The organism is Cupriavidus pauculus, assembly GCF_022179805.1.
In the GTDB taxonomy this organism is placed as follows: Bacteria; Pseudomonadota; Gammaproteobacteria; order Burkholderiales; family Burkholderiaceae; genus Cupriavidus; species Cupriavidus pauculus_E.
This window is the reverse complement of the sequence record NZ_BPUO01000004.1, coordinates 349,211-372,641: the sequence shown is the minus strand read 5'-3', so window position 1 is coordinate 372,641 and position 23,431 is coordinate 349,211. Positions and strand designations below refer to the sequence as shown.

Sequence of the window (23,431 nt, the reverse complement as noted above, 5' to 3'; positions counted from 1 at the left end):
CTGGAGGTATTGTATGGAGCTGCGACACCTGCGCTACTTCGTCGCCGTTGCGGAAGAACGCAACTTCACGCGGGCGGCAGAACGACTCCATATCGCCCAGCCGCCACTCAGCCGCCAGATCCAGCAACTGGAAGAGTTGCTCGGCGTGCAGTTGTTCGAACGGAACTCGCGCCCGCTCAAGCTCACCGAGACCGGCAAGTTCTTTTATTCGCACGCGGTCAGCCTGCTGGCGCAGACCAGCGAACTGGAGTCGATGACAAGGCGCGTGGGCAATATCGAGCGCAGCCTGTCGGTAGGTTTTGTCGGCTCCACGCTCTACGGCATGCTGCCCAAGATCATCCGGCGCTTTCGCGACGAGAACAAGTCCGTCGAGCTGAGCCTGCACGAGATGTCGACCATGGACCAGATCCGCGCGCTCAAGGATGGGCGCATCGACGTCGGGTTCGGCCGTATCCGGCACGAGGACGCCAACATCCGCCGCGTGATCCTGCGCGAGGAAAAAATGATCGTCGCGCTACCCGTGGGGCATCCGCTCTCGGTATCCAAGTCGGTGCTGTCGCTGCGCGACCTGATCCACGAGACGTTGATCGTGTTTCCCAAGACACCCAGGCCCAGTTACGCGGACCAGGTGCTGTCAGCATTCCAGGAACGCGCGCTGACGCCGCAGCGCATCTACGAGGTGCGCGAACTGCAGATTGCGTTGGGGCTGGTCGCCGCTGGCGAAGGGATTTCGGTGGTGCCGAGCAGCGTCTACGGGCTGAAGCGCGATGACGTCAGCTACATGAAGCTCGACGACCCGACGCTGACGTCGCCCATCATCATGAGCATGCGCGCGATGGATGAATCGCACGACCTCAAGGAAATGCTCGAACTGATCTATCGGCTCTACGAGGAAGAGCAGATTCCCTACGTTCCCCGCACGGACCAGGCAACGTAGGGCAAGCGACAAGAAAATCGCTCAGGTGCCGACGAACGACACGAAGTCTTCCAGCTCCAGCTTGTCGATCTGCATCCGGTTCTCGGGCAGGCTGTTGTCGGCATAGCCGAGCGACATCCCGGCAATCACCATCTCGCCCTCGGGAATCTCAAGCTCCCGGTGCAGCACGGCCGCCTGAAGCGACCAGATCTGCTGCGGGCAAGTGTCGAGCCCCTCCGCGCGCGCGGCCAGCATGATGTTCTGCAGGAAGCAGCCGTAGCAGAGAAAGCTGGCCCATTCCAGGCGGCGATCCATCGTGAAGATCAGGCCCACGGGCGCGTCGAAGAAGCGGAACTGCCGCTCGACGTCGCGCCGGCGCCCCACGATGTCGCTGCGCGGCACGCCTTGTGCGTCGCCGAGCTTGCCGCGGAACGTGTTGAAGCGTGACGAGAACGGGTTCGGCAGCTCCTTCGGAAAGAACGGATACTGCACCGGCATCGCATCGGGATTCTCGCGATAGGCCGCCACCGCCGCCTCGGTGATCCGCTCGCGCGCATCTCCACTCACGACATAGCAACGCCAGGGCTGCGTGTTGCTGGAGCTTGGCGCGTACTTGGCCACCGACAGTATCCGCCGCACCGTGGCCATCGGTATAGCTTGACTCAGAAAGCCGCGCTTGCTTTGTCGTCCCCGAATCAGTGCCGCAATGTCTGCGGCAATCGCATCGGTGGCAGTCACCATCGTCTCGTTCCTGTCCATTGTCATCTCCATCTCCATGACTCCGTCTTCTGGCTGTGGTTGTGGTTTTCGTTGTACTTCTGGAGAAAAATCATAGACACGTGGATGGCGTTGAACAGGTGCCAAAGCTTGCATCCTGCGTTCATGTCCTTGAACGATCGGCCGTCGCCGCTAACTCCACGGCGCCTGGCCCCAACGTCCATATCCATGGACGATACGTTCGCGAATCCGGCGCGCACGCCCGTATCGGGATCGCCTATCTTCTGTCTCACGATAAACGGCATCGCATTGTCGATGACACGATACGGAGACGCAATAGATGGACCAGCTCAAATGCCTGCCACAGGACCACGTCGTGTGGGGACACGATATTTTGAAACCCGTTGCCGCGTCGCTTCGCGACTATGGCATCAGGCGCCCCATCACGTTTTCCGTGCCCTTTCTTGATGCATTGCGCCAGGAATACCTTGACCCCGGCATCGCAGACGGCGTCGGCGTGTTCAGCGACTTGCCCGCGCATGTGCCGGACTTCGCAGTGCACGCGGGACTGCAGGCCTGCCTGACGGCACGCGCCGAATCGATCGTGGCCCTTGGCGGCGGCTCGGTGCTGGACGCCGCCAAGGCGGTATCTGCCGCGCACCATCGCGAGACCGGCCGCTACCTGCCCATCGCGGCCTTCCCCACCACGCTGTCGGGTTCCGAGTTTTCGCACTATTTTGGTGTGACGGAAACAGATGGTGCACGCAAGTTCAAGCGCAGCTACGCGGTGCGCGACACCGTGCCAACGCTGGTGGCCATCGATCCACGCCTGATCGTCGACACGCCGCGCGCCCTGCTGCTGAGTTCGGCGATCAAGGGGATCGATCACGCGGTGGAGGGCATGCGCCGCGTCGGCGTGGAACATCCGCACGCCATGCTTGCCGCACGCGGCGTGGAGCGCTTCTTCGCCGTGCTGGAGCGATGGCCCAAGCAAATCGAAACACGCGAAGCCCTCGAACGTGGTCTCGTTTCGATGGAAGACCTGCTGCAGCTGCAGCTTGGCGCATGGCAGTGCTACTTCTATCCCGCATCGGTGATCTATGGCCTGAGCCATCGTATCGGCCATATCCTCGGCGGCACCTTCGGCCTGCCGCACAGCATGACGTCATGCATCACGCTCGCGCCGGCCATCCGTGCGTGCGCGGCCACGTACGGCAGCAAGTTCGATGTCTTCGGCGCCGCTTCCGATGGCGGCACGGTCGCCGAAGCCCTGGCCAATCGCATCGCCGGGTTGGTCGACCAGCTTGAGTTGCCGAATCGGCTGCGCGCGTTCGACTTCTCGCGCGATGCGCTGCCCGAAGTCGCCACGATGCTTGCCGAGCACTATCCCTCTGAAGTGAATGACCTGGGCGACAACGCCACGCAGAAGCTCGCGGCTTTGCTGGAGGACCTGTGGTGAACGCGCCCGACTTTGCTCCGATGCCCGATGCCGTCAGCCTGCGTGGCCTGCGCCATGCGCTGCTCGCACGCAGGATCACGGCCACCGCATTGACCGAACAGGTGCTCAAGGCCGCCGAACAGAGCCGTCGTGCCGTCAACGCATTCGCCACCATCGACTGGGACCACGCGCTCAAGGCCGCCGCGGAAAGCGACCGTCGTTACGAGAACGGCACCGCGCGCGCGCTGGAGGGGCTGCCCATCGGCGTGAAGGACCTGATCGACACCCGGGGCATCGAAACGTGCTACGGCTCGGCGGCCTACCGTGGCCATCGCCCCACTGCCGATGCCGATGTCGTGCATTCGCTGGTCGATCGCGGCGCCATCGTCATTGGCAAGACCACCACGCACGAGTTCGCGTGGGGCGTGAGCACATCGAGCATGCGCTTTGGCGACACGCTGAACCCGCTCGACCGTTCGCGCATTCCCGGCGGATCGAGCGGCGGCGCCGCCGCCTCGATTGCATCGGGCGCGTTGACCGTGGGGCTGGGCACCGATACGGGCGGCTCCGTACGGATTCCGGCCGCACTGTGCGGCGTGGTCGGCTTCAAGCCAACCTTCGACACGCTGTCGACGCGTGGCGTCTTTCCATTGGCCCCTACCTGCGATCACGTCGGATTGCTGGGCCGCCAGGTCGACGACGTGCTCTGGCTGGCCAATGCGCTGTTCATCGACGTGCCCGAAAGCGATGCGTGGCTATCCGCCCGGCTTGGTGTGCTGCGGCAGATCGGCCCGGTGCCGCTGGCGCCCGATGTTGCCACGGCGTTCGATGCCGCGATACAGCGTCTGGCACGCACGTTCGCGTGCCAGGACGTTTCTTCGGCGTCGCTGTTCGATGGGGTCTTCGATGCGTTCGCGTCCATCGTGCTGGTGGAGGGTGGCATCGAGCATTTCCGGCGCAGCAGCTGGGACCGTATTGCCGCCGAGTACGAACCGGAGACCGCCGACCGGCTGCGGCGCGCGCAATCCATGGACTTGCGCCCCTATGCCGCCGCCCAGGACACCCGCCGTCGCTTCGTGGCCGACCTGCACGATGTGATGACAAGGGTCGACTACCTCGTCTTGCCAACATGTCCGTGCACGGCGCCGCCGCTAGGCGCCAGCACGCTCGACATCGGGCATTGGAGCGGCACGTTGCGCGAGGCACTGATGACCTACACGGCGCCCTTCAACGTGGCCGGATTTCCTGCCATCTCGATTCCGCTGCCCGCCGCCGAAGGCGCGTTGCCCAGCGCATTGCAGATCGTCGCGCGCCCTGGCGATGACGGCGCGCTACTGCAGATCGCCCAGCAGATCGAAACGCTGTTGAACAACGTCCCACACGAAGACGCATAACCCCCACCCACGAGGAGGCAACGATGAGCAATGCCATAGCGACCGAGAACGCTGGCCCCCAACCCGGTATCACGCCAGCGGGACAAACACCGTACAGCGCCTGGATGCGCACCGACGTGCTGCACACATTGCAGCACCCGGTCAGCGATCATCCCGGCGAGCATGCGTGGATCACCTCCGTGCAGGTATCCGAGCTGTACTGGATGCTGATGATCCGGGAAATCCAGACCGCGCAACAGCAACTGCGCAGTCATGACCTGGCCGAAGTGTGCCGTACGCTGCGGCGCGTGGTGGCACATCACGAGCCGCTCAATGCCACCTGGAAATCGATTGCGTGGATGACGCCGACCGACCTGCTGTCGATCCTGTCGCGTGCGGTGGCGAAGTACGGCAAGGATACGGCGCTGCAGGGATGGACCTACCGCCAGATGGTGTACCTGCTCGGCATCCGGCAGCCCGAACATCTGCAGCATTTCACGCCGCAGCCGGAGCGCCATCAGCAACTGAGCCAGGTGCTGGAGCAGCCGAGTCTCTATGACGATGTGCTCGCCTACCTGCATCACGCCGGCTTCGCGGTGCCTGCAGCGGTGAGTGAGCGCGACTACCGGCAGCCCTACACACCGGACAAGACGGTGGAACAGGCGTGGCGCGATATCTATGCGGAACCCGGCAAGCATGCCGAGCTGTATCTGCTAGGCGAGACGTTGGCCGACATCGTCGAGGGCTTTTCGGCATGGAAGCATTTGCACCTGATGGCCACGCGCCGGACGTTCGGACACCGGGCGGCCTACTTCGGCACTGAAGGCATTGCCTGGTTGCTGCCGACGATGGAAGAACTGCCCTTTCCGGAACTGTGGACCGCGCGCAGCTTCATCGGCGATCCGCCGGCAGCGGTATGTCCTCATATGCACAAACAGGAGCGCAGCGCATGAACGCAGAGCAGTTGTTGGAGTTGGCTGGCGGCGCCCGTGCCGCCATGAGGGATCCGCAGCGAAGCCGCATCGTCGGCGGCGCCGCGCAGCCACGTTTTGAACTGTTCCACGCGGCCAGTTCGCTGTGCTCGCAAAAGGTGCGCACGGTGCTGGCCGAGAAGGGGTTGTCGTACTGGTCCAACGACATGCTGATCCTCAGTGCGATGAGCGAGGATGGCGTGGTGCCGGCCGAGCACTATTCGGCGTCGTACGTCAGGCTCAGGCTGTATGCCGGCCGAGAGATCGGCAAGCCGTTCGTCGATGGCTACAGCGGCCGTACCTCGGTGGAAACCGAGGGCTTCGACCCGTGCGTGGTGCCGCTGCTGATCGACTACGGCACCGGCCGCGTCATCGCCGATTCCATGCGCATCTGCTGCTACCTCGATGCGGTGTCACCCGCCCCGATCCGGCTGGTGCCCGAGTTGGGATCGGCGCGTACCGACGTCTTGCGGCAAGCGAGCATCGTCGACAAGATTCCCAACGGCGCGCTGCTCTACGGCTTTCATCCCGATGCCGACCGCCGCCCCGAGGCCCTCAAGGCGGTGATGGAAACCGTCTACGACGCAAAGGTGCTGGCGTTGCAGGCCATGATCGACGCCAATGCCAACGACGCCGAACTGGTGGCAGCCTATCGCGCAAAGATCGAGAAGGAACGCGGCGGCAAGGCGATTTGCCACGACGCGAGCTTCCAGCGCGAGATGCGTCAGCACGTGGGTCAGCTACTGGTGGATCTGGATCGAACGGTTGCCGCCCATGGCGGGACCTGGGTAACGGGCAATGCGTTCACGCTCGCGGACGTGTTCTGGGGCGTGAATCTGGTTCGGATTGCCTACCTGGGGCTGGCGTCGATGTGGGAAGACTTGCCAGCGGTGGGGCGGTATGTCGATGCGCTGGTGGCAAGGCCATCAGTGATGGCACAAGTTGTGACCGCGACTGTGGAGTCGATGCCGCCTTCGGCGTATATGGATGGGTTGATGGAGCGGGCGGCGTAAGTAATGCCCGTCTTCCCACCGCTTTTCAGCTCCCCTCTCCCGCAACGCGGGAGAGGGGTTGGGGGAGAGGGTAGCGAAGGTCTGCTTGTCGATCTGTCGCATTTTGAACCGCCAAGCCCCTCACCCCCAGCCCCTCTCCCACTTCATGGGAGAGGGGAGAAAATCAGCGCCGTCGCAATGATTCACGAGTGTTTGGCTCCCCTCTCCCGCAACGCGGGAGAGGGGTTGGGGGTGAGGGCAACGAGGGTCTGCTTGCCGACATCTCGCATTTTGAACCGCCAAGCCCTCTCCCCCGGCCCCTCTCCCACTTCATGGGAGAGGTGAGAAAACACGACTTCAAACTCAAGCCTCGACCGCCTCAACCTCACCATGCAGCGCCCGCGCAACCGACGTCACCCGACGTCCCTGGAAGCGCGCCACAGCCAGATGGTCCTCATCCGGCTTCACCGAATCCAACCGCGAGACATGCGTGGCGCCGTACGGCGTGCCGGCCTTGAACATGGCGGCATCGGCGTAGCCCAGCGGCACAATGATCAGGCCCAGATGCGCCATCGGCGTGTAGATCGACAGCAGCGTCGATTCATTGCCGCCGTGCATCGACGACGTCGAGCCGAACACCGACCCCACCTTGCCGTTGAGCTTGCCCTGGAACCACAGGCCGCCCAGGCCGTCGATATACGCCTTCAGCTCCGACGAGATCGAACCAAAGCGCGTCGGCGTGCCGAACACGATTGCATCTGCCCATTCGGCGTCGGCCTCGGTCGGTGCCGGGTACTGGGCATTCATGTCGTTGGCGTTCTCCAGCCAGCCGGGCACCTGCTGCATCACGTCGGGGCCAACTAGTTCACGCGCGCGGCGCAGGCGAACTTCGGCGCCCGCCTCGATAGCACCTTCGGCGATGGCCTTGGCCAGCATCTCGGTCGAGTTGTTGCGCGAGTAGAAGACGATCAATATCTTGGATTTTTTCATTTGGCGTTTTGCTTTCGGATGAAACAGGTCAGACGGAAATCGGTTCGAGGCGCGCGAGCAGTTCGTCCTTGCGCTCCGCCAGCCAGGGCGGGAGCTGGAACTCCTCGCCGAAGTGGCCCGGCTCCTCGTCGATGGCGAAGCCGATATCGGTGGTGGCGGCTTCGAAGATCACGCCACCCGGCATCTTGAAATACATCGAGCGGAAGTAATTGCGGTTCACCGACTCCGAAGTGTCGATGTAGCCCAGGGCCATGAACTTGTCCTTGAGCGTCATCTGCTGCTCGATGGTGTCCACCGCGAAGGCCACGTGGTGGATCGTGCCTTCGCCATAGACCGACGAACCCTGCAGACGGTCCGGCTCGTGGAAGAACTCCACTACCATGCCGGGGCCGCCGGTGTGCGTCTCGAAGCGGTGGTACGGGCCCGATTCGCCAACCAGGCGGAAACCAATCGCCTCGCTCATGAAGCGCACCGATTCAGCCACCTCGCGCAACGACAGCGTGATGCTGTGCACGCCGCGTACCGCGTAGGCTTCCGGAATGCCGTTCTCCACGCACGCAGGGCGCTTGTCCAGATCGGTCTCGACCAGGTCGAACTCGATGTCGCTCGGGTGATAGAAGCGCTGGCGCCGTTCACCGAAGCGCTCGACAATGTCGGCGTCGTAGCGGATGTTCATCGCATCGAAACGTGCGCGCCAGAAGTCCAGCGAGCCACGCGGCACCGAGTAGTTGATCACGCGTACCTGACCGGAACCCGGGCGCGCCATCACACCGCGCTGACGGAACGGAAACGAAGTCACCAGCGTACCGGGGTCGCCGTTGGCGTTGCCGTAGTACAGGTGATAGATCGGGTCCTCGCCATCGAGCAGCACGGTCTTCTTGACCAGGCTCTGGCCCAGCAGCTTCACGTAGAAATCCACGTCTTCCTGAGCGTGCCGGACCCCGGCAGTCAGGTGGTGAAATCCCTTGATCATCGACATTGTCTTCTCCACATTGAATACGTCGCACAGGGACAGCAGCAGGGCTATCCCCCGTGCAACAGCTTAAGCGCTGGTATTCATTTGAGAAGGTCGGGAACCTGTACGCACGGTTCGGCAAATTCGAACGATCCTCGGTGGTTTTTACCGATGCGTCACAGGTCTGTCATGGAGTAACATCCAGCAAAACGATCAGCAGGCAATCGCCCCCACACGCCATCCAATGCTGGACCTCAAGGACGTCTATTACTTCGTTCAGGTCGTCGACCGCGGTGGCTTCACCTCGGCGGGCGAGATGCTGCGCCTGCCTAAATCGACGCTGAGCCATCGCGTGAAGGAACTGGAGGCGTCTCTGGGCGTGCGGCTCATCAACCGGACGTCGCGCCAGTTCGCCATGACCGAGGTCGGCATGGAGTTCTACCAGTACGCGATGGCGCTGCTGCGCAGCGCGGAAGTTGCCGAGGAAGCGATGCGGCAGCGGCTGACCGAACCCAGCGGCGTGATACGCGTCACCACCGCCGCCGAGATCGCGCAATTCGCATTGCGCCACGTGCTGCCCACGTTCCTGACCGACAATCCCAAGGTCAAGATCATCGAGACCGCCACCGACCGCGTGCTCGATGTCGTGGGCGACGGCTTCGACCTCGCCATACGCGGACACTCCTCCCAGCTGCAAGACTCCAATCTGGTGCAGCACCCACTCGCACGCGCGCCGTGGTTCCTGTTCGCCGGCGCCGGCTATCTGCAGCGCACGTCCGTCCCACGCACACCCGAGGACCTGGCCACGCATTCGATCATCGCGCGCAGCGGCAAGACCGCACAGCTATGGAACCTGACGGGGCCTGACAACCGCGTCGTCTCCGTTCCCGTCGACCCGCGCTTCCAGAGCAACAGCCTGATCTCGCTGAAGGAAGCCGCCTGCGCCAACATCGGCATCGCCGCACTGCCCGGCTATATCTGCCAGGCCGAACTCAAGGCCGGTGAATTGCGCCAGGTGCTGCCGGACTGGGTGGCCGCCGATGCCCGCATCACGGCGTTGATCCCGTATCGCACCGGCCTGCTGCCGGCGGTACGGACCATGGTGGACTATCTGGCGGAGGTGCTGCCGAAGGTGACAGCGTTCGAGAGGGGGTAGGGGTGGCTACCAAAGGAGGCTGGTAGCGAACAGAGGCGTCATCCCTGGGGAAGCAACACCAGGCCCACCGTCGACGAGCGGCTGGTGAAAGTGCTGCGTGCAACCAGAGCGCAAACCGCCAGCGTTCCGGCCAACAAACCGAGCGACGAAGACGTTTGCCCGTGTGCTGAAAATCCGGTCGCAAATGCGACGACGGCCGTTTCCAGCTTACGGCCGAGTTGTTGATTACGTGTCATAGCGGTTACCGCCCTTGTCGCCCGCGCTCATAAACGGTGGCCCGGCTCTCGATGCCGCGCCACCAATCCTGGATTTCAGTACTCGATCACCGGCGCATGCACCGGGGCGATGGACTCGTGTGTGGTCTGCGTGCGCTGCGCGGCCTTGTGCACCATCGTGTAGGCGTAGTCGATACCCATGCCGTAGGCGCCCGAGTGTTCCTTGGCCAGACCGGTCACGGCGTCGTACGTTTCCTTGTTCTTCCAGTCACGCTGCCATTCCAGCAGCACCTGCTGCCAGGTGACCGGCACCACGCCGGCCTGGATCATGCGCTGCATGGCGTAGTCGTGCGCTTCCTTGGTGGTGCCGCCCGAGGCGTCGGCCACCATGTAGATCTCGTAGTCGCCTTCGAGCATGGCCGAGAGTGCGAACGTGGTGTTGCAGACTTCGGTCCACAGGCCGGCCACGACGATCTTCTTGCGGCCGTTGGCGGCCAGCGAGTCGCGCACCTTCTGGTCGTCCCACGAATTCATCGAGGTGCGTTCCAGCGTTTGCTTGCCCGGGAAGACGTCGAGCAGTTCGGGGTAGGTGTAGCCGGAGAACGAATCGCTTTCCACCGTGGTGATGGTGGTGGGCACGTCGAAGATCTTTGCTGCCTTGGCCAGGCCCACCACGTTGTTCTTCATGGTCTGGCGGTCCATCGACTGCACGCCGAAGGCCATCTGGGGCTGGTGGTCGATGATGATCAGCTGGCTGTTACGCGGGGTCAGGACTTGCAGCTTGGCGTTCGACATGGTGATTCTCCGGTATAAAAGATAATTCAATGAATTTGAGGTTTTATCGGGCGGCGCGGGCTTCGCTTCGTTTGCTTCAGTGCGTTGCTGCGCTGTCCATGTGCAGAACTATAGCGGTCGCCCAGCCGGAGGAAACAGGCTATCGCTGTCATAGTTATTCAAAATAATTGAATATATGGAAACCGCAGGAAATTTGGCTTGAAGTCTGCCGACAAGACAAACCGTGTGCGATGCCCGGCCTCCCCCCCAAACCTCCTATACTCCATCCGTCCCTTCACCTCCCACTGAACTATGGAATACGCTCCAGGCATCAGCCAGTTGGCCGGCTTGCTGGCCGATCCCGGGCGCGCGGCGATGCTGTGGGCGCTGATGGATGGCAGTGCGCGGCCGGCTGGTGAGCTGGCGCTGATTGCCGGGTTGTCGGCGTCTTCCACTAGCGGGCATCTGGCGCGGCTGTCGGAAGGCGGGTTGCTGGCCGTGGAATCTCGCGGGCGTAACCGGTATTACCGGCTGGCGGCGCCCGAGATTGGCGTGGCCATCGAGGCGTTGGCCACGGCGTCGCTGGTCAGCCAGCCGCCGCGCGTGCGGGCGTTGCCCGTGTCGCGCACCACGCCGCCGGCGCTACGGCAGGCGCGCACCTGTTATGACCATCTGGCCGGGGAACTTGCGGTGGGTCTTTTCGACCGAATGTGGCAGGCCGGGTGGCTGGCCGTGGATGGCACGCGGGTGGACCTGACCGGGGATGGCGCGCACGCCATTGCAGGGTTGGGCGTCGACCTGGATGCCACGCGGCGCAAGCGGCGGCAGTTTGCGTGCACGTGCCCCGACTGGAGCGAGCGCAAGCCGCATCTGGGCGGAGCGCTCGGTGCCGCATTGCTGGATGTCATGCTGGAGAAGGGCTGGATCGAGCCTACCGAAGCTTCGCGCGCATTGCGCGTGACGCCGCGGGGGCATCGCGAGATTGGCAACGTGGCCGCATAAACCGGGAATTCGCGCCACAAAGGAGCAACCGATGGCAATAGAACTCAACGACGACGCGCAGGACGCCGTAAGCCGGCTCTTTGCGCTGATCAACCTGGGAGATACCCAGCAGACCACGCGGCATTTGGCACTGTTCGAGGAGGCGCTCGAAGACGCCGAGGAAGACGAGGCCGACGCCGACATGCTGCTCTTCCAGGTCAAGGAGATCATCGACTGGGAGTCGGGCTTCTATGTCGACTGGAAGGACGCCGAGTCCTTCATCGGCTGCCTGAACCAGCTTTGCGAGCGCATCGACCTGGAGATCGACTGGGGTACGGACGACACCGAGGACGAGGATTTCCTGGAGGGCACGAGCGTGCCGGAGCTGATGGAGCTGGCCACCGACCAGTTGCGCGTGGCCGGCTACACCCTCTGGAACTGGGATACCGGCGGCGATGCCTACGCGGGCTGGATCACGCGCAGCGAGGACGACGACGAAATGCTGGAGATCGCCGAAACGCTGAGCTTCGACCTGCGCAGCGGCGACCAGCCTTACTAGCCTTACTGAAGCGGTCCGTCAGCTCAGTCCAGCGTCAGGATCACAGGCTGGTCATCGGCTCCGTCCGCGTCGACAGCCAAGGCAACCTCCGGCACCGGCGCGGTTGCCGCGCTGGGCACCGGGCGCCGCGTCTCCGGCACCCCCAGCGTTTCTTCCAGCGCGGTCAGGAATGCACGCACGCTGGCAGGCATCAGCTTGCGCGCGGGCATCAGCACATACACCTTGAGTGGCGACGACGAATAGCCAGGCAGCACGCGCACGAGCTGCCCCTGCACCAGTTGTTCGTGCACGAAGCGCGGCGACAGGCGGGTGACACCCAGCCCGTCGACGGCCGCCTTCAGGCGGACTTCGGCGTTGTGCGTGCAGATGCGCGGGTCCACGTCGAGCGAATAGGTTTCCACGCCATCGCGCATGAATTCCCAGTGCGTTTCGTCGAGGCTGCCCACGGTCGGCCAGCCGACCAGATCCTTCGGCGTGCGTGGCAGGCCGCGCTCACGGATCAGCGAGGGCGCCGCGTAGAGCGCGCGCTCGATCAGCACCACGCGCTTGCTGGCAAATGAACTGTCGCTCAAACCCGTGTCGGTCATCACGAACGCCAGGTCGTAGCCATGGCGGATCAGGTCGGGCTGGTCCCAGTTCATGTCGAGTTGCACGCGTAGCGACGGATGCAGCTTGAGCAGGTGGTTCAGCGTGGGCGACAGATGCTGCGAACCCACTTCATAAGGCGTGGCGATACGGATCGTGCCGCTGATTTCGGAGCTGACCGACGCGGCTTCGGCGCTGATCTCGCGCAGCGCGCCGAACAATGGCGCCACCCGGTCGTAGAGTTGCTGACCACGTTGCGGCACGCGCACCCGGCGCGTGGTGCGCTCGAAAAGGCGCACGCCAAGCTGGCCTTCCAGCCGCGCCACGGCCGCGCTTGCCGATGACTTTGGGACTTCCGCGAGTTCGGCCCCCTGTGTGAAGCCGCCGCCTTCTACCACGCGGCAAAAGATTTCCCAGTCCTTCCAGTCGATCGTTTTCATGCAGTCCCTTCGAAGCCGGCATCGGGAAAACCCTTATCCGATGCAGCGCGATTGTCCCACAAGACGAACAATGGTGAAGTCCACGTCTAAAGTAGGGACATTACGAAAGGGTGACAGCCGAATGACATTTGCCGGCTTTGGTAAGGATTCCGCCACCTGGAGGATCGGGATAAACCTACATTGAGAATCGATCTCAATAGCCTCTACGATTCATAGATCTTCGCCCAACCGGGCTTTTCAGGGAGTTGCGCCATGCACAAGTTTGCCGCCGCTGTTCTTGTCGGCCTGTTTTCCACTGCCGCGTTTGCCGGCGCCAACTGCGCCAAGCATCCCAAGTCGGAATGGATGCCCGAGGCCGATGCCAAGGCCAAGATCGCGGCCCAGGGCTACAACATCAAGAAGTTCAAGGTCGACGGCAACTGCTACGAGATCTACGGCACCACCAAGGACGGCAAGAAGGCCGAGATCTATTTCGACACGAAGACGCTCGACATCGTCAAATCCGAGATCGAGAAGTAACCATGGCAACCCCCGCGGATCGGGTGCAGGCATCCGGCACGATTCGCGTCTGGGACCTGGCTGTCCGCTTCACGCACTGGAGCGTGGCGGCCATCGTCTTCTATGACGTGATCGACGATTCCGGCGATCTTCTGCATCGCCAGCTCGGCTATGTGGCGGCCGGACTCGTGCTGTTCCGCATCGTGTGGGGGTTCGTCGGCACCGAGCATGCGCGCTTTGGCGCGTGGCTGCCGCGTCCGGCCGGCGTGCTGGCCTATGGCCGCGCGTTGCTGCACGGCCGTGCGCCGCGCTTTGTCAGCCACACGCCGCTGGGTGCGGTGATGATGCTGGCGACGTGGACGCTGATCCTGGCATTGGCCATCACGGGCTGGATGTCGCGGCTGGACCCATTTTGGGGTGAGGACTGGCCCATCGACATCCATCGCTGGCTGTCGAACACGCTGCTTGGCCTGGTGGCCGTGCATGTGGTGGCTGCCATCGCCATGAGCCTCAAGGGGCGCGAGAACCTGATTGCCGCGATGCTTACTGGACGCAAGCGCCGCAATAGCGGGCACGATACCGACCATCGCTCCTGACAAATCCGTATCCGGGCTTTCGGAATCGTGGGCCACTGCCTACGATGGTTGCCTGTGCCCCGCGCGTGCAAGTTGGGGCGCCAACTCCGGCGGAGAACGACAATGAAGATCCTGATGGTGCTCACCTCGCATGACCAGCTTGGCAACACCGGCAAGAAAACCGGCTTCTGGCTCGAGGAATTCGCGGCACCCTACTACGTGTTCAAGGATGCGGGCGTGGATGTCACGGTGGCATCGCCCAAGGGCGGACAGCCGCCCCTCGATCCCAAGAGTGACGAACCCGACTTCAAGACCGACTCCACACGCCGGTTCCAGCAAGACCCCGCCGCCCAGAAAGTCCTTGCCACCACGCTGACGCTCGATCAGGTCAAGGCCGACGACTTCGACTCGGTCTTCTATCCCGGCGGACACGGGCCGCTATGGGACCTGACCGAAGACAAGCGATCGATCGCACTCCTCGAAGCCTTCGACCGCGCCGGCAAGCCGATGGCGCTGGTCTGCCACGCACCCGGTGTGCTGCGCCACGTCAAGCGTGCCGACGGCGAGCCATTCGTGAAGGGCCGCAAGGTGACCGGCTTCACCAACACCGAGGAAGAGGCCGTGCAATTGACCAAGGTGGTGCCGTATCTGGTCGAGGACGTGCTCAAGGCCAACGGCGCCGAGTTCTCGCGCGGCGATGACTGGGCCAGCTACGCAATTACCGACGGCAAGCTGGTGACCGGACAGAATCCCGCGTCATCCGAAGCCGGCGCGCATGCGCTGATGAAGCTGCTGAAGTAATTCGACCGATTCATCAGGACGCCTGGCGGGTGCGGCGCAGCGGCTTGGCCGCATGCCGCACCTCGCGCGTGAACTGCGCGCAGGCATGCGTCATCAGGTCTTCGGATCGATAGACCAGGAACACCTGGAACTCGGGCAGCTCATCGGCGATGGGCAGGCGCACCAGTGCCTGCGGGTCGAGCTTGAGCGGCCCCGTGCCATCGAACACGTAGTTCGACCACACGCTGATCAGGTCGGTCTTGGTCGCCAGTTGCAGCCCCAGCAGGTTCGACGCGCTTTGCACGATGCGCTTGGGCATGTCCAGCCGATGCAAGCGCATCAGGCTGGCCAGCGGGCTGCCCGGATCGTCGAGCGGGTCCAGCGTCAGCCAGTCGGCATCGAGCAATGCGCGCAGGCGTCGCGCGCGGCGCAACGGATGGTCAGGCCGCACCGCCAGCCCCATGCCCACGGAAAACAGCGGCTCCCACTGCATGCCGCCGCCACCCGGGCCGCTGTTGGTGGAGATCAGCCCCAGATCGAGCCGCCCTTCACGCAAACCCTCCAGGATCTGCTGCGGACGCAGCTCCAGCGCGCGTAGCGTCACGTTGGGATAGCGCTGACGGTACGCGGCCATCGCATCGGGCAGCGCGGCGCTTGATGCCACCGCCGTGAAGCCGATATGTAGCTGGGCTTCGGCATGCCCGCGAATCGATTCGATGTCTTCCAGCGCGTGCCGCAGTTCCTGCTCCACCACCGTGGCACGGCGCACCAGCGCCAGGCCGTAGGCGGTCAGGCTCACACCGCGCACCGAGCGCGACATCAGCGTGACACCCAGTTCGCGCTCCAGTTCGGCAATGGCCTTGGATAGTGCCGGTTGCGACGTATGCAGGCTGCGTGCGGCCTCGTGCATGCTGCCGTGCTGGGCCACCGCCACCAGCACGCGCAGTTGTTGCAGCTTCATCAGGGTTTCTCCCGAACGTCCATTTGTCGATGCCCCGCCGTGGTGCGGCGCGCGCATTCGTCGTGCACGGCACCCACTACAAGCGCCCTGTAGGTACTAGTCCTGATGGTGCCGGGCGGGTGATGGTGACGGTGATGCCGTTTGGTTATCACGATGACAATAAATGATTTTCGGCATGGCGTGTTTGCCGGAATACTGCATCGCCAAGGACGTCCGACTTGCGCGATGGAAACCGGCTGAACGGCTCCACGCATCCCCAACCCAGTTCGTGGAGCCCCCTGACATGAACGACGCGACAATGCCCGCCGGTGCGCCGCTCTCCGCAGCCGCTGCAGCCACCCCCGCCTCTGCGGCGCACAAGCCCCGCCAAAGCCAGTTCCGCCTGATCGCCGCCTGCTCCATTGGCAACGCGCTGGAGATGTTCGACTTCACGGTCTACAGCTTCTTCTCGCTGCTGATCGGCAAGCTGTTCTTTCCTTCCGACAGCCCTTACGGATCGCTGCTGCTGGCCGTGGCCACGTTCGGCATCGGCTTTGTCATGCGCCCGCTGGGCGGCGTGCTGATCGGCAACTACGCAGACCGGCATGGGCGCAAGGCGGCGATGACGCTGACCATCGGGCTCATGGTGATCGGCACGCTGTGCATTGCGCTGGCACCGACCTACGCCACGGCTGGCGTGCTTGGATCGCTGACGATCCTGGCCGGACGGCTGCTGCAGGGCTTCTCGCTGGGCGGCGAAATCGGCGCGTCCACCGCAATGCTGATGGAAGGCGGCGACGTGAGTGGCCGTGGCTGGCGCGTGAGCTGGCAGATCGGCAGCCAGGGCATCTCGGCGCTGGCCGGTGCCGCCATGGGCGCCACGCTCTACGCGCTGCTGTCCACCGAGGCGCTGGAAAGCTGGGGCTGGCGCGTGCCGTTCCTGCTGGGGCTGCTGATCGCACCGGTGGGTCTCTACATCCGCGCGAATCTCGATGAAACGCATCATGCCGACGCCGATGCGCCGAGCCCCGTGGGTGAACTGTTCCGCAACCACGCCGGCAAGGTCGTGCTGGGCATTCTGGCCGGCACCGCCGGCACGGCCACGATGTACCTGGTGGTGTTCTTCATGCCCACCTACATGATCCGCGTGTTGCACATGCCGGCATCGCTGTCGTACCTGTCCGGTTGCGTGACCGGCGTCACGCTGCTGGTCGTCTCGCTGATTGCCGGCCGCCTGGCAGACCGCCTCACCTATCGCAAGCCGCTGGTGGCCGGGTCGCTGCTGTTCAGCCTGGTAGCCGTCTATCCCGCATTCTGGCTGATGAACCACTACCCGAGCGTGCCGCTGGTGCTGGGCCTGTCCGCGCTGCTGACCGCCAGTATCAACCTGGGCACCACGCCGCTGTTCCTGATGCTGCTGGAAATGCTGCCGGCCGGCGTGCGCGCCACGGGACTGGCGGTGATCTACAGCGTCGGCGTCACGGTCTTCGGCGGCTCGTCGCAGTTCATTGTCACGTGGCTGCTGGCCAAGACCGGCAACCCGATGTCCCCGGCCTTCTACATGATGATGTGCGGCGTGCTGGCATTGACTGCCGTACTGCGCATCACCGAAAAACGCGAACACTGATCCCCTGAGAGAGCGAGAGAGACACACACCATGACACGCGAATCCACCCTGACCCCGTTCCAGCTGCGTCCGCACCTGCTGCCCCAGATCGACACCGATACGTTTGTCGACATCCGCCGCCAGATCCACTCGCAACCCGAGCTGGGCTTTGAAGTGGGCGCCACCAGCCGGCTCGTGGCCACGCTGCTGGAAAGCTGGGGCTACGAGGTGCACACCGGCATCGGCAAGAGCGGCGTGGTGGGCCGGCTCAAGGTGGGCAACGGCACGCGCAGCCTGGGCATCCGGGCCGACATGGACGCGCTGCCGATCAAGGAAGCCACGGGCCTGCCCTATGCCAGCAAGACGCCGGGCCGCATGCACGCCTGCGGGCACGATGGCCACACCGCCATCCTGCTGGCGGCGGCCAAGGCACTGGCAGATTCGCGCAGCTTCGACGGCACGCTGAACCTGATCTTCCAGCCCGACGAGGAAAACCTGTGCGGCGCGCGCGCCATGATCGAGGATGGCCTGTTCGAGCGCTTTCCGTGCGACACGGTCTACGCGCTGCACAACATGCCCGGCGTGCCGGCCGGGTCGTTCCGAGTGCTGGAAGGCCCGGTGAGCCTGTCGTCCGATGTCGCCGACGTCACGATTCGCGGCGTCGGCGGCCATGGCGCCATGCCGCATCGTTCGAAGGACCCGATCGCTGCATCGGCCGCCATCATCACCGCGCTGCAGACCGTGGTGGCGCGCAACGTGGCACCCGATGACACGGCCGTGGTGTCGATTGGCTACATCCACGCCGGCGCCACGCACAACGTGATTCCCGAGGAAGTGAAGATCGGCCTCAACGTGCGCGCGGCTAGCCCTGAAACGCGCGCGCTGGTGGAATCGCGCATCTACGACATCGTCAGCCTGACCGCGCAGGCGCACGGCGTAACCGCACAGATCGACTATCGCCAGCTCACGCCGCCGATGGTGAACGCCGCGGCGCCAACAGCGCTGGCCGCCGAGGTCTGCAAGGAACTGGTCGGCGCGGAGCAGGTGGTCACGCAGGCGCCCAAGGGACTCAACGGCAGCGAGGACTTTGCCTGGATGTTGAACGCGGTGCCAGGCTGCTACCTGATCCTGGGCAACGGCGAAGGCGAATTCGGCGGCTGCATGGTGCACAACCCGGGCTACGACTTCAACGACGCGGTGCTGCCGCTGGGCGCGTCGGCGTGGGTGCGGCTGGCAGAGCGCTTCCTGGTGGCCGAGGCGTGACCATGCGCCCGATCCGGGTATCGCTTTCCCACATAGCCGATTCCTTAATTTCTATGGCATAGTTGCCACCGTTGTACCCCGCGATATCGGGAGAGCCCGTCGCTGCCGCCAGGCAGCGCGGCGCCGAAGGAGCAACCGCCCCGGAAACTCTCAGGCAAAAGGACCGGTATCGCCAGTGCACTCTGAAGAACCCCCGGCCCGTACGTCGGCCGGTGGTACCGAAGGAGCAAGCGGGCCGCGCGCCCGCGAATCTCTCAGGTCAAGGACAGAGGGGGCGTCCGCGTTGCGCATGGTGCGCCGTGGACTGCCACTCCATGACGTCCTGGAAGACCTTCCTCATGAAATCCATTGCAGTTGTCGGCGGCGGTATTACCGGCGTCACCACGGCCTATGCGCTGGCCCGGCGCGGGTTCTCTGTCACGTTGTTCGAACGGCACCGCTATGCGGCCATGGAAACGTCGTTCGCCAACGGCGGCCAGTTGTCCGCGTCGAACGCCGAAGTCTGGACGCACTGGTCCACGCTGGCCAAGGGCATCAAGTGGATGCTGCGCGCCGATGCGCCCCTGCTCGTCAACCCACGCCCGTCGTGGCACAAGCTGAGCTGGTTCGCCGAGTTCATTGCATCGATGCCGCACTATCGCGCCAACACCATCGAGACCGCGCGCCTGGCGGTGGCGGCGCGCCAGCACCTGTTTGCATGGGCTGACGCCGAAGGCATCGACTTCGATCTCAAGCGGCTTGGCATCCTGCATATCTATCGTAACCGGGCGGGATTCGACCACGCCGGCCGCGTGTCGGCGCTGCTGGCCAAAGGCGGGCTGGAGCGCCGGGCCGTCACGCCCGACGAGATGCGCGCCATCGAGCCCACGCTGGCCGGGCAGTACTACGGCGGCTACTACACCGAGAGCGATTCCACCGGCGATATCCACAAGTTCACGAACGGTCTGGCCGCCGCTGCCCGGCGCCTCGGTGTCCAGATGCTGTACAACCAGGACGTGCGATCGGTATCCACCACCGGCCGCCGCGTGACCGTGCAGTCGGCGGAAGACAACCTGCCCACTTCGCGCGACTTTGACGGCGTGGTGGTATGCGCCGGCGTGGCCAGCCGCGCGTTCGCGCAGCAGCTTGGCGACCGCATCAACGTCTATCCGGTGAAGGGCTACTCGATCACAGTGAATCTCAACGACGCGGAAAGCCAGGCCAGCGCACCGACGGTCAGCCTGCTTGACGACGAGACCAAGCTCGTGACCAGCCGCCTGGGCGCCGACCGCTTCCGCGTGGCGGGCACCGCCGAGTTCAACGGCATCAACCGCGACATCCGCGCCGACCGCATTCGCCCGCTGGTCGACTGGGTACATCAGTGCTTTCCCGGCGTCAGCACGCGCAGCGTGGTGCCCTGGGCCGGCCTGCGTCCGATGATGCCCAACATGATGCCGCGCGTCGGGCGCGGGCACGCCGCCAACGTGTTCTACAACACCGGGCACGGACATCTGGGATGGACGCTGTCTGCAGTGACGGCGGAGATGGTGGGGGATGTGGTGCGGCAGGCGGCGGGAGATGGACGCGTTGCACTCGGGGAGATGGCGAGCGGCGTGACGGCTTGAGGGCCTCTGTTTTTCTCCCCTCTCCCACTTGTGGGAGAGGAGTCGGGGGAGAGGGCTTGGCGGTTCAAACTGCCGCCGTCGCGTCTTGATGCGCTGGCCCTCACCCCCAGCCCCTCTCCCGCTCTGCGGGAGAGGGGAGAAAAAACCGAGCGAAATTCAAACGCACAAACGAAAAAAGCCCTGCTCGTTTGAGCAGGGCTTTCGAATTGGTGCCCAGAAGAGGACTCGAACCTCCACAGTGTTGCCACCGCTAGGACCTGAACCTAGTGCGTCTACCAATTCCGCCATCTGGGCTTCGTTTCGCTGCATTGCTGCTGCGACGCGCAGCCGCGAATTCTACAGAAGGTTCGGTAATTTGCAACCCCTTTTTCGCATCAATTGCTCTGCACGCCAAGATAGACGCTGCCGTCGACCACGTAGCGATTACGGCCGGCGCGTTTGGCGCGGTACATCGCGCTGTCCGCACGGTGCAGCAGCGGCTCCAGGCGCGCGGCTTCCGGCACTGCGCAGACCGCGCCGACGCTGATCGTCACGTACGGCTGCACCGGTGTGCCGTTATGCGGAATGCCCAGGTCGCGCACCGCCGCCACCATGCGGCGCGCAATGGCACGCGTTTCGTCGCCCGACGAATCAGGCAGGACCACGGCGAATTCCTCGCCGCCTAGCCGGGCGCAGAATTGCCCGCCGTGCAGCGCGGCGGTCAGCGCGGCCGCAACCTGCCGCAGGCATTCGTCGCCGCGCGGGTGGCCATAGAGGTCGTTGTACTGCTTGAACAGGTCGACATCGAGGATCAGCAGGCCGATCTCCGTGCCACGTTCATGGGCGCGGGCCACGGCGGCATGCGATTCGCGCTGGAAGTAGCGCCGGTTCGGAATCCGGGTCAGCGCATCGATATCGAGGTCGGCCTGCACGCGCGACAGGCGCTCGGCCGCTTCGCCAAGCTGCGTGGCCAGCGCCTGCTCGCGCGACTGGTAGCGGCTGATGTCGCGCATGAACACCAGCAGACCGATCTGCTTGCCGTCCATGCGACGCACCGGCTCCAGCGTCAGTTCGTATCCGGCCCCGTCGGGAATCGCGGGCGTGGCCTCGGCCGGGTCGTTCAGCGCGTGGTTCCAGAGCACCGGCGGCAACTGGCCACGGCGCAGTTCGGGCACCAGCCGCCGGGCGGCGGGATTCAGTTCCACCACGCGCCCGTCGGCGCCCAGGATCACGCAGCCTTCGCGGATCGTGTCGAACACTCGCAGCCGGGCGTAATGGCCCGTGTCGTCCAGGTGCGTGCGCAGCGCGCAGAACCAGACCAGCAGCGTCATCAGCGAGAACGTGGCCGGGGTCAGGTCGCCGCCAAGCGGACCCGTCCAGCGGTAGAGGTAGGCGATATGCGTCACCAGCGGCAGCATCAGCCCGCCCATCAGCACGGCCCGGCCGCGCGTGGACAACGCCGCGTTCGGCACCTCGGCCGTGGCCAGGAAATACATGCTGAGCCCCAGCATGGCATACGTCCACGCCGCCACCACCGTGTAGCCGACGCCATGGCGAAACACCGCGCCTGGCGACACACCGGGCGGCATCAGTTCGATCGAGGTCCAGATCAGGTGATGGCGTTCATTGGTGAACACCAGTGCCAGCGTGAGCACGGCCGCGAAGACCGGCACGCACAGCAACGACCACGGCACGACAAAGCGCGGGCGGCTCAGGTGGACCATCGCCACCAGCCAGCCGATGGGCACGGCCACGATACCTGCATACTGGAACTTGGCCCAGAAGATGCGGCCAGCCAGTCCGGTCTCGCTGATTTCCAGCAGCCGTCCGCCGCTCCAGATGGCCACGCCGCCCGCCAGCACAAGGAAGGCGCGCACGGTAGGATCGTCACGCCGGGGCCAGGCCGCGACGGCCATACCCACGCTGCATACCACGGCAATGGTCAGGCAAAGGACGAGAGGATACGATGGCATCGAAGGTGGGCCGAACCGGATGGCAACCCTGCCGCTGCTGAATGCACCGTGCGGGGGCGAACCATTATAAGACCGTGGGGTCCGCGCCAACATTTGGAGAAACCTGTACGTGCCCTTTATCCTGCTTGGCCTGGCGGTGCTTGCCGCCTTTGTCTACGGAATGGTCCGGCTATATCAGGCGGTGACCGCCATGGCCGGCATGCTGGCCGGCGCCGCTGCCGTGATCGTGGTGCTGGCGGTGCTGACCGCCTGCTTCGTGGCGTGGCTGCGCCGCTATCGCGCGATCCACGGACGACGCGTCAAGGGCGAGCGCATCCTGGCGCTGCGTGGTGACTGGGGCAGCCTCCGGATCGATGCGGAACGCAAGAACGGCGTGCTCGAAATGCATGGCCAGCGACAGGTGCTGATCTTCGCGGACATCGACAGCGCGCAGCCCGAGGCCCGTCAGGGCCGCTGGTACGTGAACGTGACGCTGCGGGACGCGCGGCAGCCGGCCTGGGTGATTCCCGTCCCGAACAGCGATGCCGCCAATCGCTGGGCCAAGATCTTCAGGCTGGCGGCGGTGCAGAAGCTCTGAGGCTCTGGGTTTTTGAGGACCGCGCCTACTTGCGGCTGCGATCGCCACCGCGCGAATCCTGGATGATCATCGTGCGGTCCAGCACGCCGTTGTCGTCGAAGTAGGCACTGAAGTGCGCCGGCACATAACCGGGCAGATACATCCGGTACGACCACGCCTCGCGCTTCATCAGCGCGTAGTACTGGATCGGCTCACGCGGCTTGCCCCAGCGCTCCAGCACGTCCTTCTTGGTCCACTGCCCCGGCCGCGCGGCATAGATCTCGTTTTCGGTCAGCGTCTGCCGGAAGCTGGCCAGCTTGCCACCGGCATCGAAGTCGGCCACGTAGATCTCGTAGCCATAGGGCTGCTTGGAATAGATCCAGCGCTGGGTGCCATTGGCCATCTGGAAGGTATCGGTGGGGGTGCCGAAGGTCTGCTGCACCGCTGCCTGCGGGCTGCCTATCAGCTTCTGTCCGGTCTCCACCGGCTGCAACGACGCGCACGCGGCAAGCGCAAGGGCGGCCGCGATGGCGCCCACCCGGACGGGGAATCGAAACGGCATGGCAATCTCCGAGAATCGGCAAAGGCAGGACTT

General features: G+C 64.4%; 24 protein-coding genes, 1 tRNA gene and 2 riboswitches. Of the genes, 15 read left to right on the top strand and 10 right to left on the bottom strand.

What is annotated here, in order from left to right:
- Positions 1–13 precede the first annotated feature (13 nt).
- Complete coding sequence (locus MFF62_RS10380) at positions 14–937, top strand: LysR family transcriptional regulator (RefSeq protein WP_238262808.1); 924 nt, start codon at positions 14–16, stop codon at positions 935–937.
- Positions 938–958: 21 nt separating this feature from the next.
- On the opposite strand, the gene MFF62_RS10375 is transcribed toward MFF62_RS10380, so the two are convergent.
- The gene (locus tag MFF62_RS10375; protein ID WP_238263097.1) at positions 959–1,675 is read right to left on the bottom strand and encodes a nitroreductase; all 717 of its coding nucleotides are present in this window, start codon (positions 1,673–1,675) and stop codon (positions 959–961) included.
- Positions 1,676–1,973: 298 nt separating this feature from the next.
- Here MFF62_RS10375 and MFF62_RS10370 point away from each other — a divergent pair, with 298 nt between their 5' ends.
- Genes MFF62_RS10370 through MFF62_RS10355 form a run of 4 tightly spaced genes read left to right on the top strand, consistent with a single transcriptional unit; the run spans position 1,974 to position 6,428 of the window.
- On the top strand, positions 1,974–3,092 hold the full coding sequence (locus tag MFF62_RS10370) for an iron-containing alcohol dehydrogenase (RefSeq protein WP_238262807.1): 1,119 nt from the start codon (positions 1,974–1,976) through the stop codon (positions 3,090–3,092).
- Entirely contained in the window at positions 3,089–4,465 is a 1,377-nt protein-coding gene (locus MFF62_RS10365; protein WP_404990724.1) for an amidase, read from the top strand. Before MFF62_RS10370 ends, MFF62_RS10365 begins: the two co-directional genes overlap by 4 nt.
- Positions 4,466–4,488: 23 nt before the next feature.
- Positions 4,489–5,397, top strand: a complete 909-nt coding sequence (locus tag MFF62_RS10360; protein WP_238262805.1) for a tryptophan 2,3-dioxygenase — start codon at positions 4,489–4,491, stop codon at positions 5,395–5,397.
- Entirely contained in the window at positions 5,394–6,428 is a 1,035-nt protein-coding gene (locus MFF62_RS10355) for a glutathione S-transferase family protein (protein WP_238262803.1), read from the top strand. Before MFF62_RS10360 ends, MFF62_RS10355 begins: the two co-directional genes overlap by 4 nt.
- 342 nt (positions 6,429–6,770) lie before the next feature.
- Here the strand turns inward: MFF62_RS10355 and wrbA are convergent, their stop codons facing one another.
- Together wrbA and MFF62_RS10345 are read right to left on the bottom strand one after the other, a co-directional pair.
- Positions 6,771–7,397, bottom strand: a complete 627-nt coding sequence (gene wrbA, locus MFF62_RS10350; RefSeq protein WP_238262801.1) for an NAD(P)H:quinone oxidoreductase — start codon at positions 7,395–7,397, stop codon at positions 6,771–6,773.
- A gap of 28 nt (positions 7,398–7,425) precedes the next feature.
- Positions 7,426–8,376, bottom strand: coding sequence for a ring-cleaving dioxygenase (locus MFF62_RS10345; RefSeq protein ID WP_238262799.1), 951 nt, complete (start codon positions 8,374–8,376; stop codon positions 7,426–7,428).
- A 220-nt stretch (positions 8,377–8,596) separates the two neighbouring features.
- On the opposite strand from MFF62_RS10345, the gene MFF62_RS10340 reads away from it, so the two are divergent.
- Positions 8,597–9,508 (top strand): LysR substrate-binding domain-containing protein, encoded by a 912-nt coding sequence (locus MFF62_RS10340; RefSeq protein WP_238262798.1) that lies wholly within the window; start codon positions 8,597–8,599, stop codon positions 9,506–9,508.
- A 38-nt stretch (positions 9,509–9,546) separates the two neighbouring features.
- Here MFF62_RS10340 and MFF62_RS10335 read toward each other — a convergent pair whose 3' ends face one another.
- Positions 9,547–9,744: a hypothetical protein gene (locus tag MFF62_RS10335; protein WP_238262797.1), complete on the bottom strand. Its 198-nt coding sequence runs from the start codon at positions 9,742–9,744 to the stop codon at positions 9,547–9,549.
- Positions 9,745–9,819: 75 nt separating this feature from the next.
- Complete coding sequence (locus MFF62_RS10330) at positions 9,820–10,518, bottom strand: hydrolase (RefSeq protein WP_238262795.1); 699 nt, start codon at positions 10,516–10,518, stop codon at positions 9,820–9,822.
- Between the two features lie 291 nt (positions 10,519–10,809).
- On the opposite strand from MFF62_RS10330, the gene MFF62_RS10325 reads away from it, so the two are divergent.
- Positions 10,810–11,499 carry an ArsR/SmtB family transcription factor gene (locus tag MFF62_RS10325; protein ID WP_238262793.1) on the top strand — a complete coding sequence of 230 codons (690 nt, stop codon included), beginning with the start codon at positions 10,810–10,812 and terminating at the stop codon, positions 11,497–11,499.
- A gap of 31 nt (positions 11,500–11,530) precedes the next feature.
- Positions 11,531–12,037, top strand: a complete 507-nt coding sequence (locus MFF62_RS10320) for a DUF6630 family protein (protein ID WP_238262791.1) — start codon at positions 11,531–11,533, stop codon at positions 12,035–12,037.
- Positions 12,038–12,060: 23 nt separating this feature from the next.
- Here MFF62_RS10320 and MFF62_RS10315 read toward each other — a convergent pair whose 3' ends face one another.
- The gene (locus tag MFF62_RS10315) at positions 12,061–13,062 is read right to left on the bottom strand and encodes a LysR family transcriptional regulator (RefSeq protein WP_238262789.1); all 1,002 of its coding nucleotides are present in this window, start codon (positions 13,060–13,062) and stop codon (positions 12,061–12,063) included.
- 252 nt (positions 13,063–13,314) lie between these two features.
- On the opposite strand from MFF62_RS10315, the gene MFF62_RS10310 reads away from it, so the two are divergent.
- The 3 genes from MFF62_RS10310 (at position 13,315) to MFF62_RS10300 (ending at position 14,936) form a co-directional block, all read left to right on the top strand.
- Positions 13,315–13,581 carry a PepSY domain-containing protein gene (locus MFF62_RS10310; RefSeq protein WP_238262788.1) on the top strand — a complete coding sequence of 89 codons (267 nt, stop codon included), beginning with the start codon at positions 13,315–13,317 and terminating at the stop codon, positions 13,579–13,581.
- 2 nt (positions 13,582–13,583) lie between these two features.
- Positions 13,584–14,156: a cytochrome b/b6 domain-containing protein gene (locus tag MFF62_RS10305; RefSeq protein ID WP_238262786.1), complete on the top strand. Its 573-nt coding sequence runs from the start codon at positions 13,584–13,586 to the stop codon at positions 14,154–14,156.
- 102 nt (positions 14,157–14,258) lie between these two features.
- Complete coding sequence (locus tag MFF62_RS10300; protein WP_238262784.1) at positions 14,259–14,936, top strand: type 1 glutamine amidotransferase domain-containing protein; 678 nt, start codon at positions 14,259–14,261, stop codon at positions 14,934–14,936.
- A gap of 13 nt (positions 14,937–14,949) precedes the next feature.
- Here the strand turns inward: MFF62_RS10300 and MFF62_RS10295 are convergent, their stop codons facing one another.
- Complete coding sequence (locus MFF62_RS10295; protein ID WP_238262782.1) at positions 14,950–15,876, bottom strand: LysR family transcriptional regulator; 927 nt, start codon at positions 15,874–15,876, stop codon at positions 14,950–14,952.
- Between the two features lie 283 nt (positions 15,877–16,159).
- Here MFF62_RS10295 and MFF62_RS10290 point away from each other — a divergent pair, with 283 nt between their 5' ends.
- The 3 genes from MFF62_RS10290 (at position 16,160) to MFF62_RS10280 (ending at position 20,328) form a co-directional block, all read left to right on the top strand.
- Positions 16,160–17,482 carry an MFS transporter gene (locus MFF62_RS10290; RefSeq protein WP_238262780.1) on the top strand — a complete coding sequence of 441 codons (1,323 nt, stop codon included), beginning with the start codon at positions 16,160–16,162 and terminating at the stop codon, positions 17,480–17,482.
- 30 nt (positions 17,483–17,512) lie between these two features.
- Entirely contained in the window at positions 17,513–18,724 is a 1,212-nt protein-coding gene (locus MFF62_RS10285) for a M20 aminoacylase family protein (protein WP_238262778.1), read from the top strand.
- Between the two features lie 77 nt (positions 18,725–18,801).
- Positions 18,802–18,900: riboswitch (glycine riboswitch) on the top strand.
- Positions 18,901–19,003: riboswitch (glycine riboswitch) on the top strand.
- A gap of 59 nt (positions 19,004–19,062) precedes the next feature.
- On the top strand, positions 19,063–20,328 hold the full coding sequence (locus MFF62_RS10280; protein ID WP_238262776.1) for a D-amino acid dehydrogenase: 1,266 nt from the start codon (positions 19,063–19,065) through the stop codon (positions 20,326–20,328).
- A gap of 207 nt (positions 20,329–20,535) precedes the next feature.
- Here MFF62_RS10280 and MFF62_RS10275 read toward each other — a convergent pair.
- Together MFF62_RS10275 and MFF62_RS10270 are read right to left on the bottom strand one after the other, a co-directional pair.
- Positions 20,536–20,622 (bottom strand) — tRNA-Leu (locus tag MFF62_RS10275).
- A gap of 80 nt (positions 20,623–20,702) precedes the next feature.
- The gene (locus MFF62_RS10270; RefSeq protein WP_238262774.1) at positions 20,703–22,280 is read right to left on the bottom strand and encodes a diguanylate cyclase domain-containing protein; all 1,578 of its coding nucleotides are present in this window, start codon (positions 22,278–22,280) and stop codon (positions 20,703–20,705) included.
- 109 nt (positions 22,281–22,389) lie between these two features.
- Here MFF62_RS10270 and MFF62_RS10265 point away from each other — a divergent pair, with 109 nt between their 5' ends.
- Positions 22,390–22,857, top strand: coding sequence for a hypothetical protein (locus tag MFF62_RS10265; RefSeq protein ID WP_238262773.1), 468 nt, complete (start codon positions 22,390–22,392; stop codon positions 22,855–22,857).
- Between the two features lie 25 nt (positions 22,858–22,882).
- Here the strand turns inward: MFF62_RS10265 and MFF62_RS10260 are convergent, their stop codons facing one another.
- A complete protein-coding gene (locus MFF62_RS10260) occupies positions 22,883–23,398 on the bottom strand; it encodes a hypothetical protein (RefSeq protein WP_238262771.1) in 516 nt (171 codons plus the stop codon).
- Positions 23,399–23,431: the final 33 nt, after the last annotated feature.

Excerpts from the sequence above, each read along its gene's own strand:
- MFF62_RS10305 (WP_238262786.1), top strand. The coding sequence starts at position 13,584 with ATGGCAACCCCCGCGGATCGGGTGCAGGCATCCGGCACGATTCGCGTC.
- MFF62_RS10285 (WP_238262778.1), top strand. The coding sequence starts at position 17,513 with ATGACACGCGAATCCACCCTGACCCCGTTCCAGCTGCGTCCGCACCTG.
- MFF62_RS10270 (WP_238262774.1), bottom strand. The coding sequence starts at position 22,280 with ATGCCATCGTATCCTCTCGTCCTTTGCCTGACCATTGCCGTGGTATGC.
- MFF62_RS10335 (WP_238262797.1), bottom strand. The coding sequence starts at position 9,744 with ATGACACGTAATCAACAACTCGGCCGTAAGCTGGAAACGGCCGTCGTC.
- MFF62_RS10320 (WP_238262791.1), top strand. The coding sequence starts at position 11,531 with ATGGCAATAGAACTCAACGACGACGCGCAGGACGCCGTAAGCCGGCTC.
- MFF62_RS10290 (WP_238262780.1), top strand. The coding sequence starts at position 16,160 with ATGAACGACGCGACAATGCCCGCCGGTGCGCCGCTCTCCGCAGCCGCT.
- wrbA (WP_238262801.1), bottom strand. The coding sequence starts at position 7,397 with ATGAAAAAATCCAAGATATTGATCGTCTTCTACTCGCGCAACAACTCG.
- MFF62_RS10280 (WP_238262776.1), top strand. The coding sequence starts at position 19,063 with ATGAAATCCATTGCAGTTGTCGGCGGCGGTATTACCGGCGTCACCACG.
- MFF62_RS10370 (WP_238262807.1), top strand. The coding sequence starts at position 1,974 with ATGGACCAGCTCAAATGCCTGCCACAGGACCACGTCGTGTGGGGACAC.
- MFF62_RS10310 (WP_238262788.1), top strand. The coding sequence starts at position 13,315 with ATGCACAAGTTTGCCGCCGCTGTTCTTGTCGGCCTGTTTTCCACTGCC.
- MFF62_RS10315 (WP_238262789.1), bottom strand. The coding sequence starts at position 13,062 with ATGAAAACGATCGACTGGAAGGACTGGGAAATCTTTTGCCGCGTGGTA.
- MFF62_RS10360 (WP_238262805.1), top strand. The coding sequence starts at position 4,489 with ATGAGCAATGCCATAGCGACCGAGAACGCTGGCCCCCAACCCGGTATC.
- MFF62_RS10375 (WP_238263097.1), bottom strand. The coding sequence starts at position 1,675 with ATGGACAGGAACGAGACGATGGTGACTGCCACCGATGCGATTGCCGCA.
- MFF62_RS10330 (WP_238262795.1), bottom strand. The coding sequence starts at position 10,518 with ATGTCGAACGCCAAGCTGCAAGTCCTGACCCCGCGTAACAGCCAGCTG.
- MFF62_RS10260 (WP_238262771.1), bottom strand. The coding sequence starts at position 23,398 with ATGCCGTTTCGATTCCCCGTCCGGGTGGGCGCCATCGCGGCCGCCCTT.
- MFF62_RS10325 (WP_238262793.1), top strand. The coding sequence starts at position 10,810 with ATGGAATACGCTCCAGGCATCAGCCAGTTGGCCGGCTTGCTGGCCGAT.
- MFF62_RS10345 (WP_238262799.1), bottom strand. The coding sequence starts at position 8,376 with ATGTCGATGATCAAGGGATTTCACCACCTGACTGCCGGGGTCCGGCAC.
- MFF62_RS10295 (WP_238262782.1), bottom strand. The coding sequence starts at position 15,876 with ATGAAGCTGCAACAACTGCGCGTGCTGGTGGCGGTGGCCCAGCACGGC.
- MFF62_RS10300 (WP_238262784.1), top strand. The coding sequence starts at position 14,259 with ATGAAGATCCTGATGGTGCTCACCTCGCATGACCAGCTTGGCAACACC.
- MFF62_RS10340 (WP_238262798.1), top strand. The coding sequence starts at position 8,597 with ATGCTGGACCTCAAGGACGTCTATTACTTCGTTCAGGTCGTCGACCGC.
- MFF62_RS10355 (WP_238262803.1), top strand. The coding sequence starts at position 5,394 with ATGAACGCAGAGCAGTTGTTGGAGTTGGCTGGCGGCGCCCGTGCCGCC.
- MFF62_RS10380 (WP_238262808.1), top strand. The coding sequence starts at position 14 with ATGGAGCTGCGACACCTGCGCTACTTCGTCGCCGTTGCGGAAGAACGC.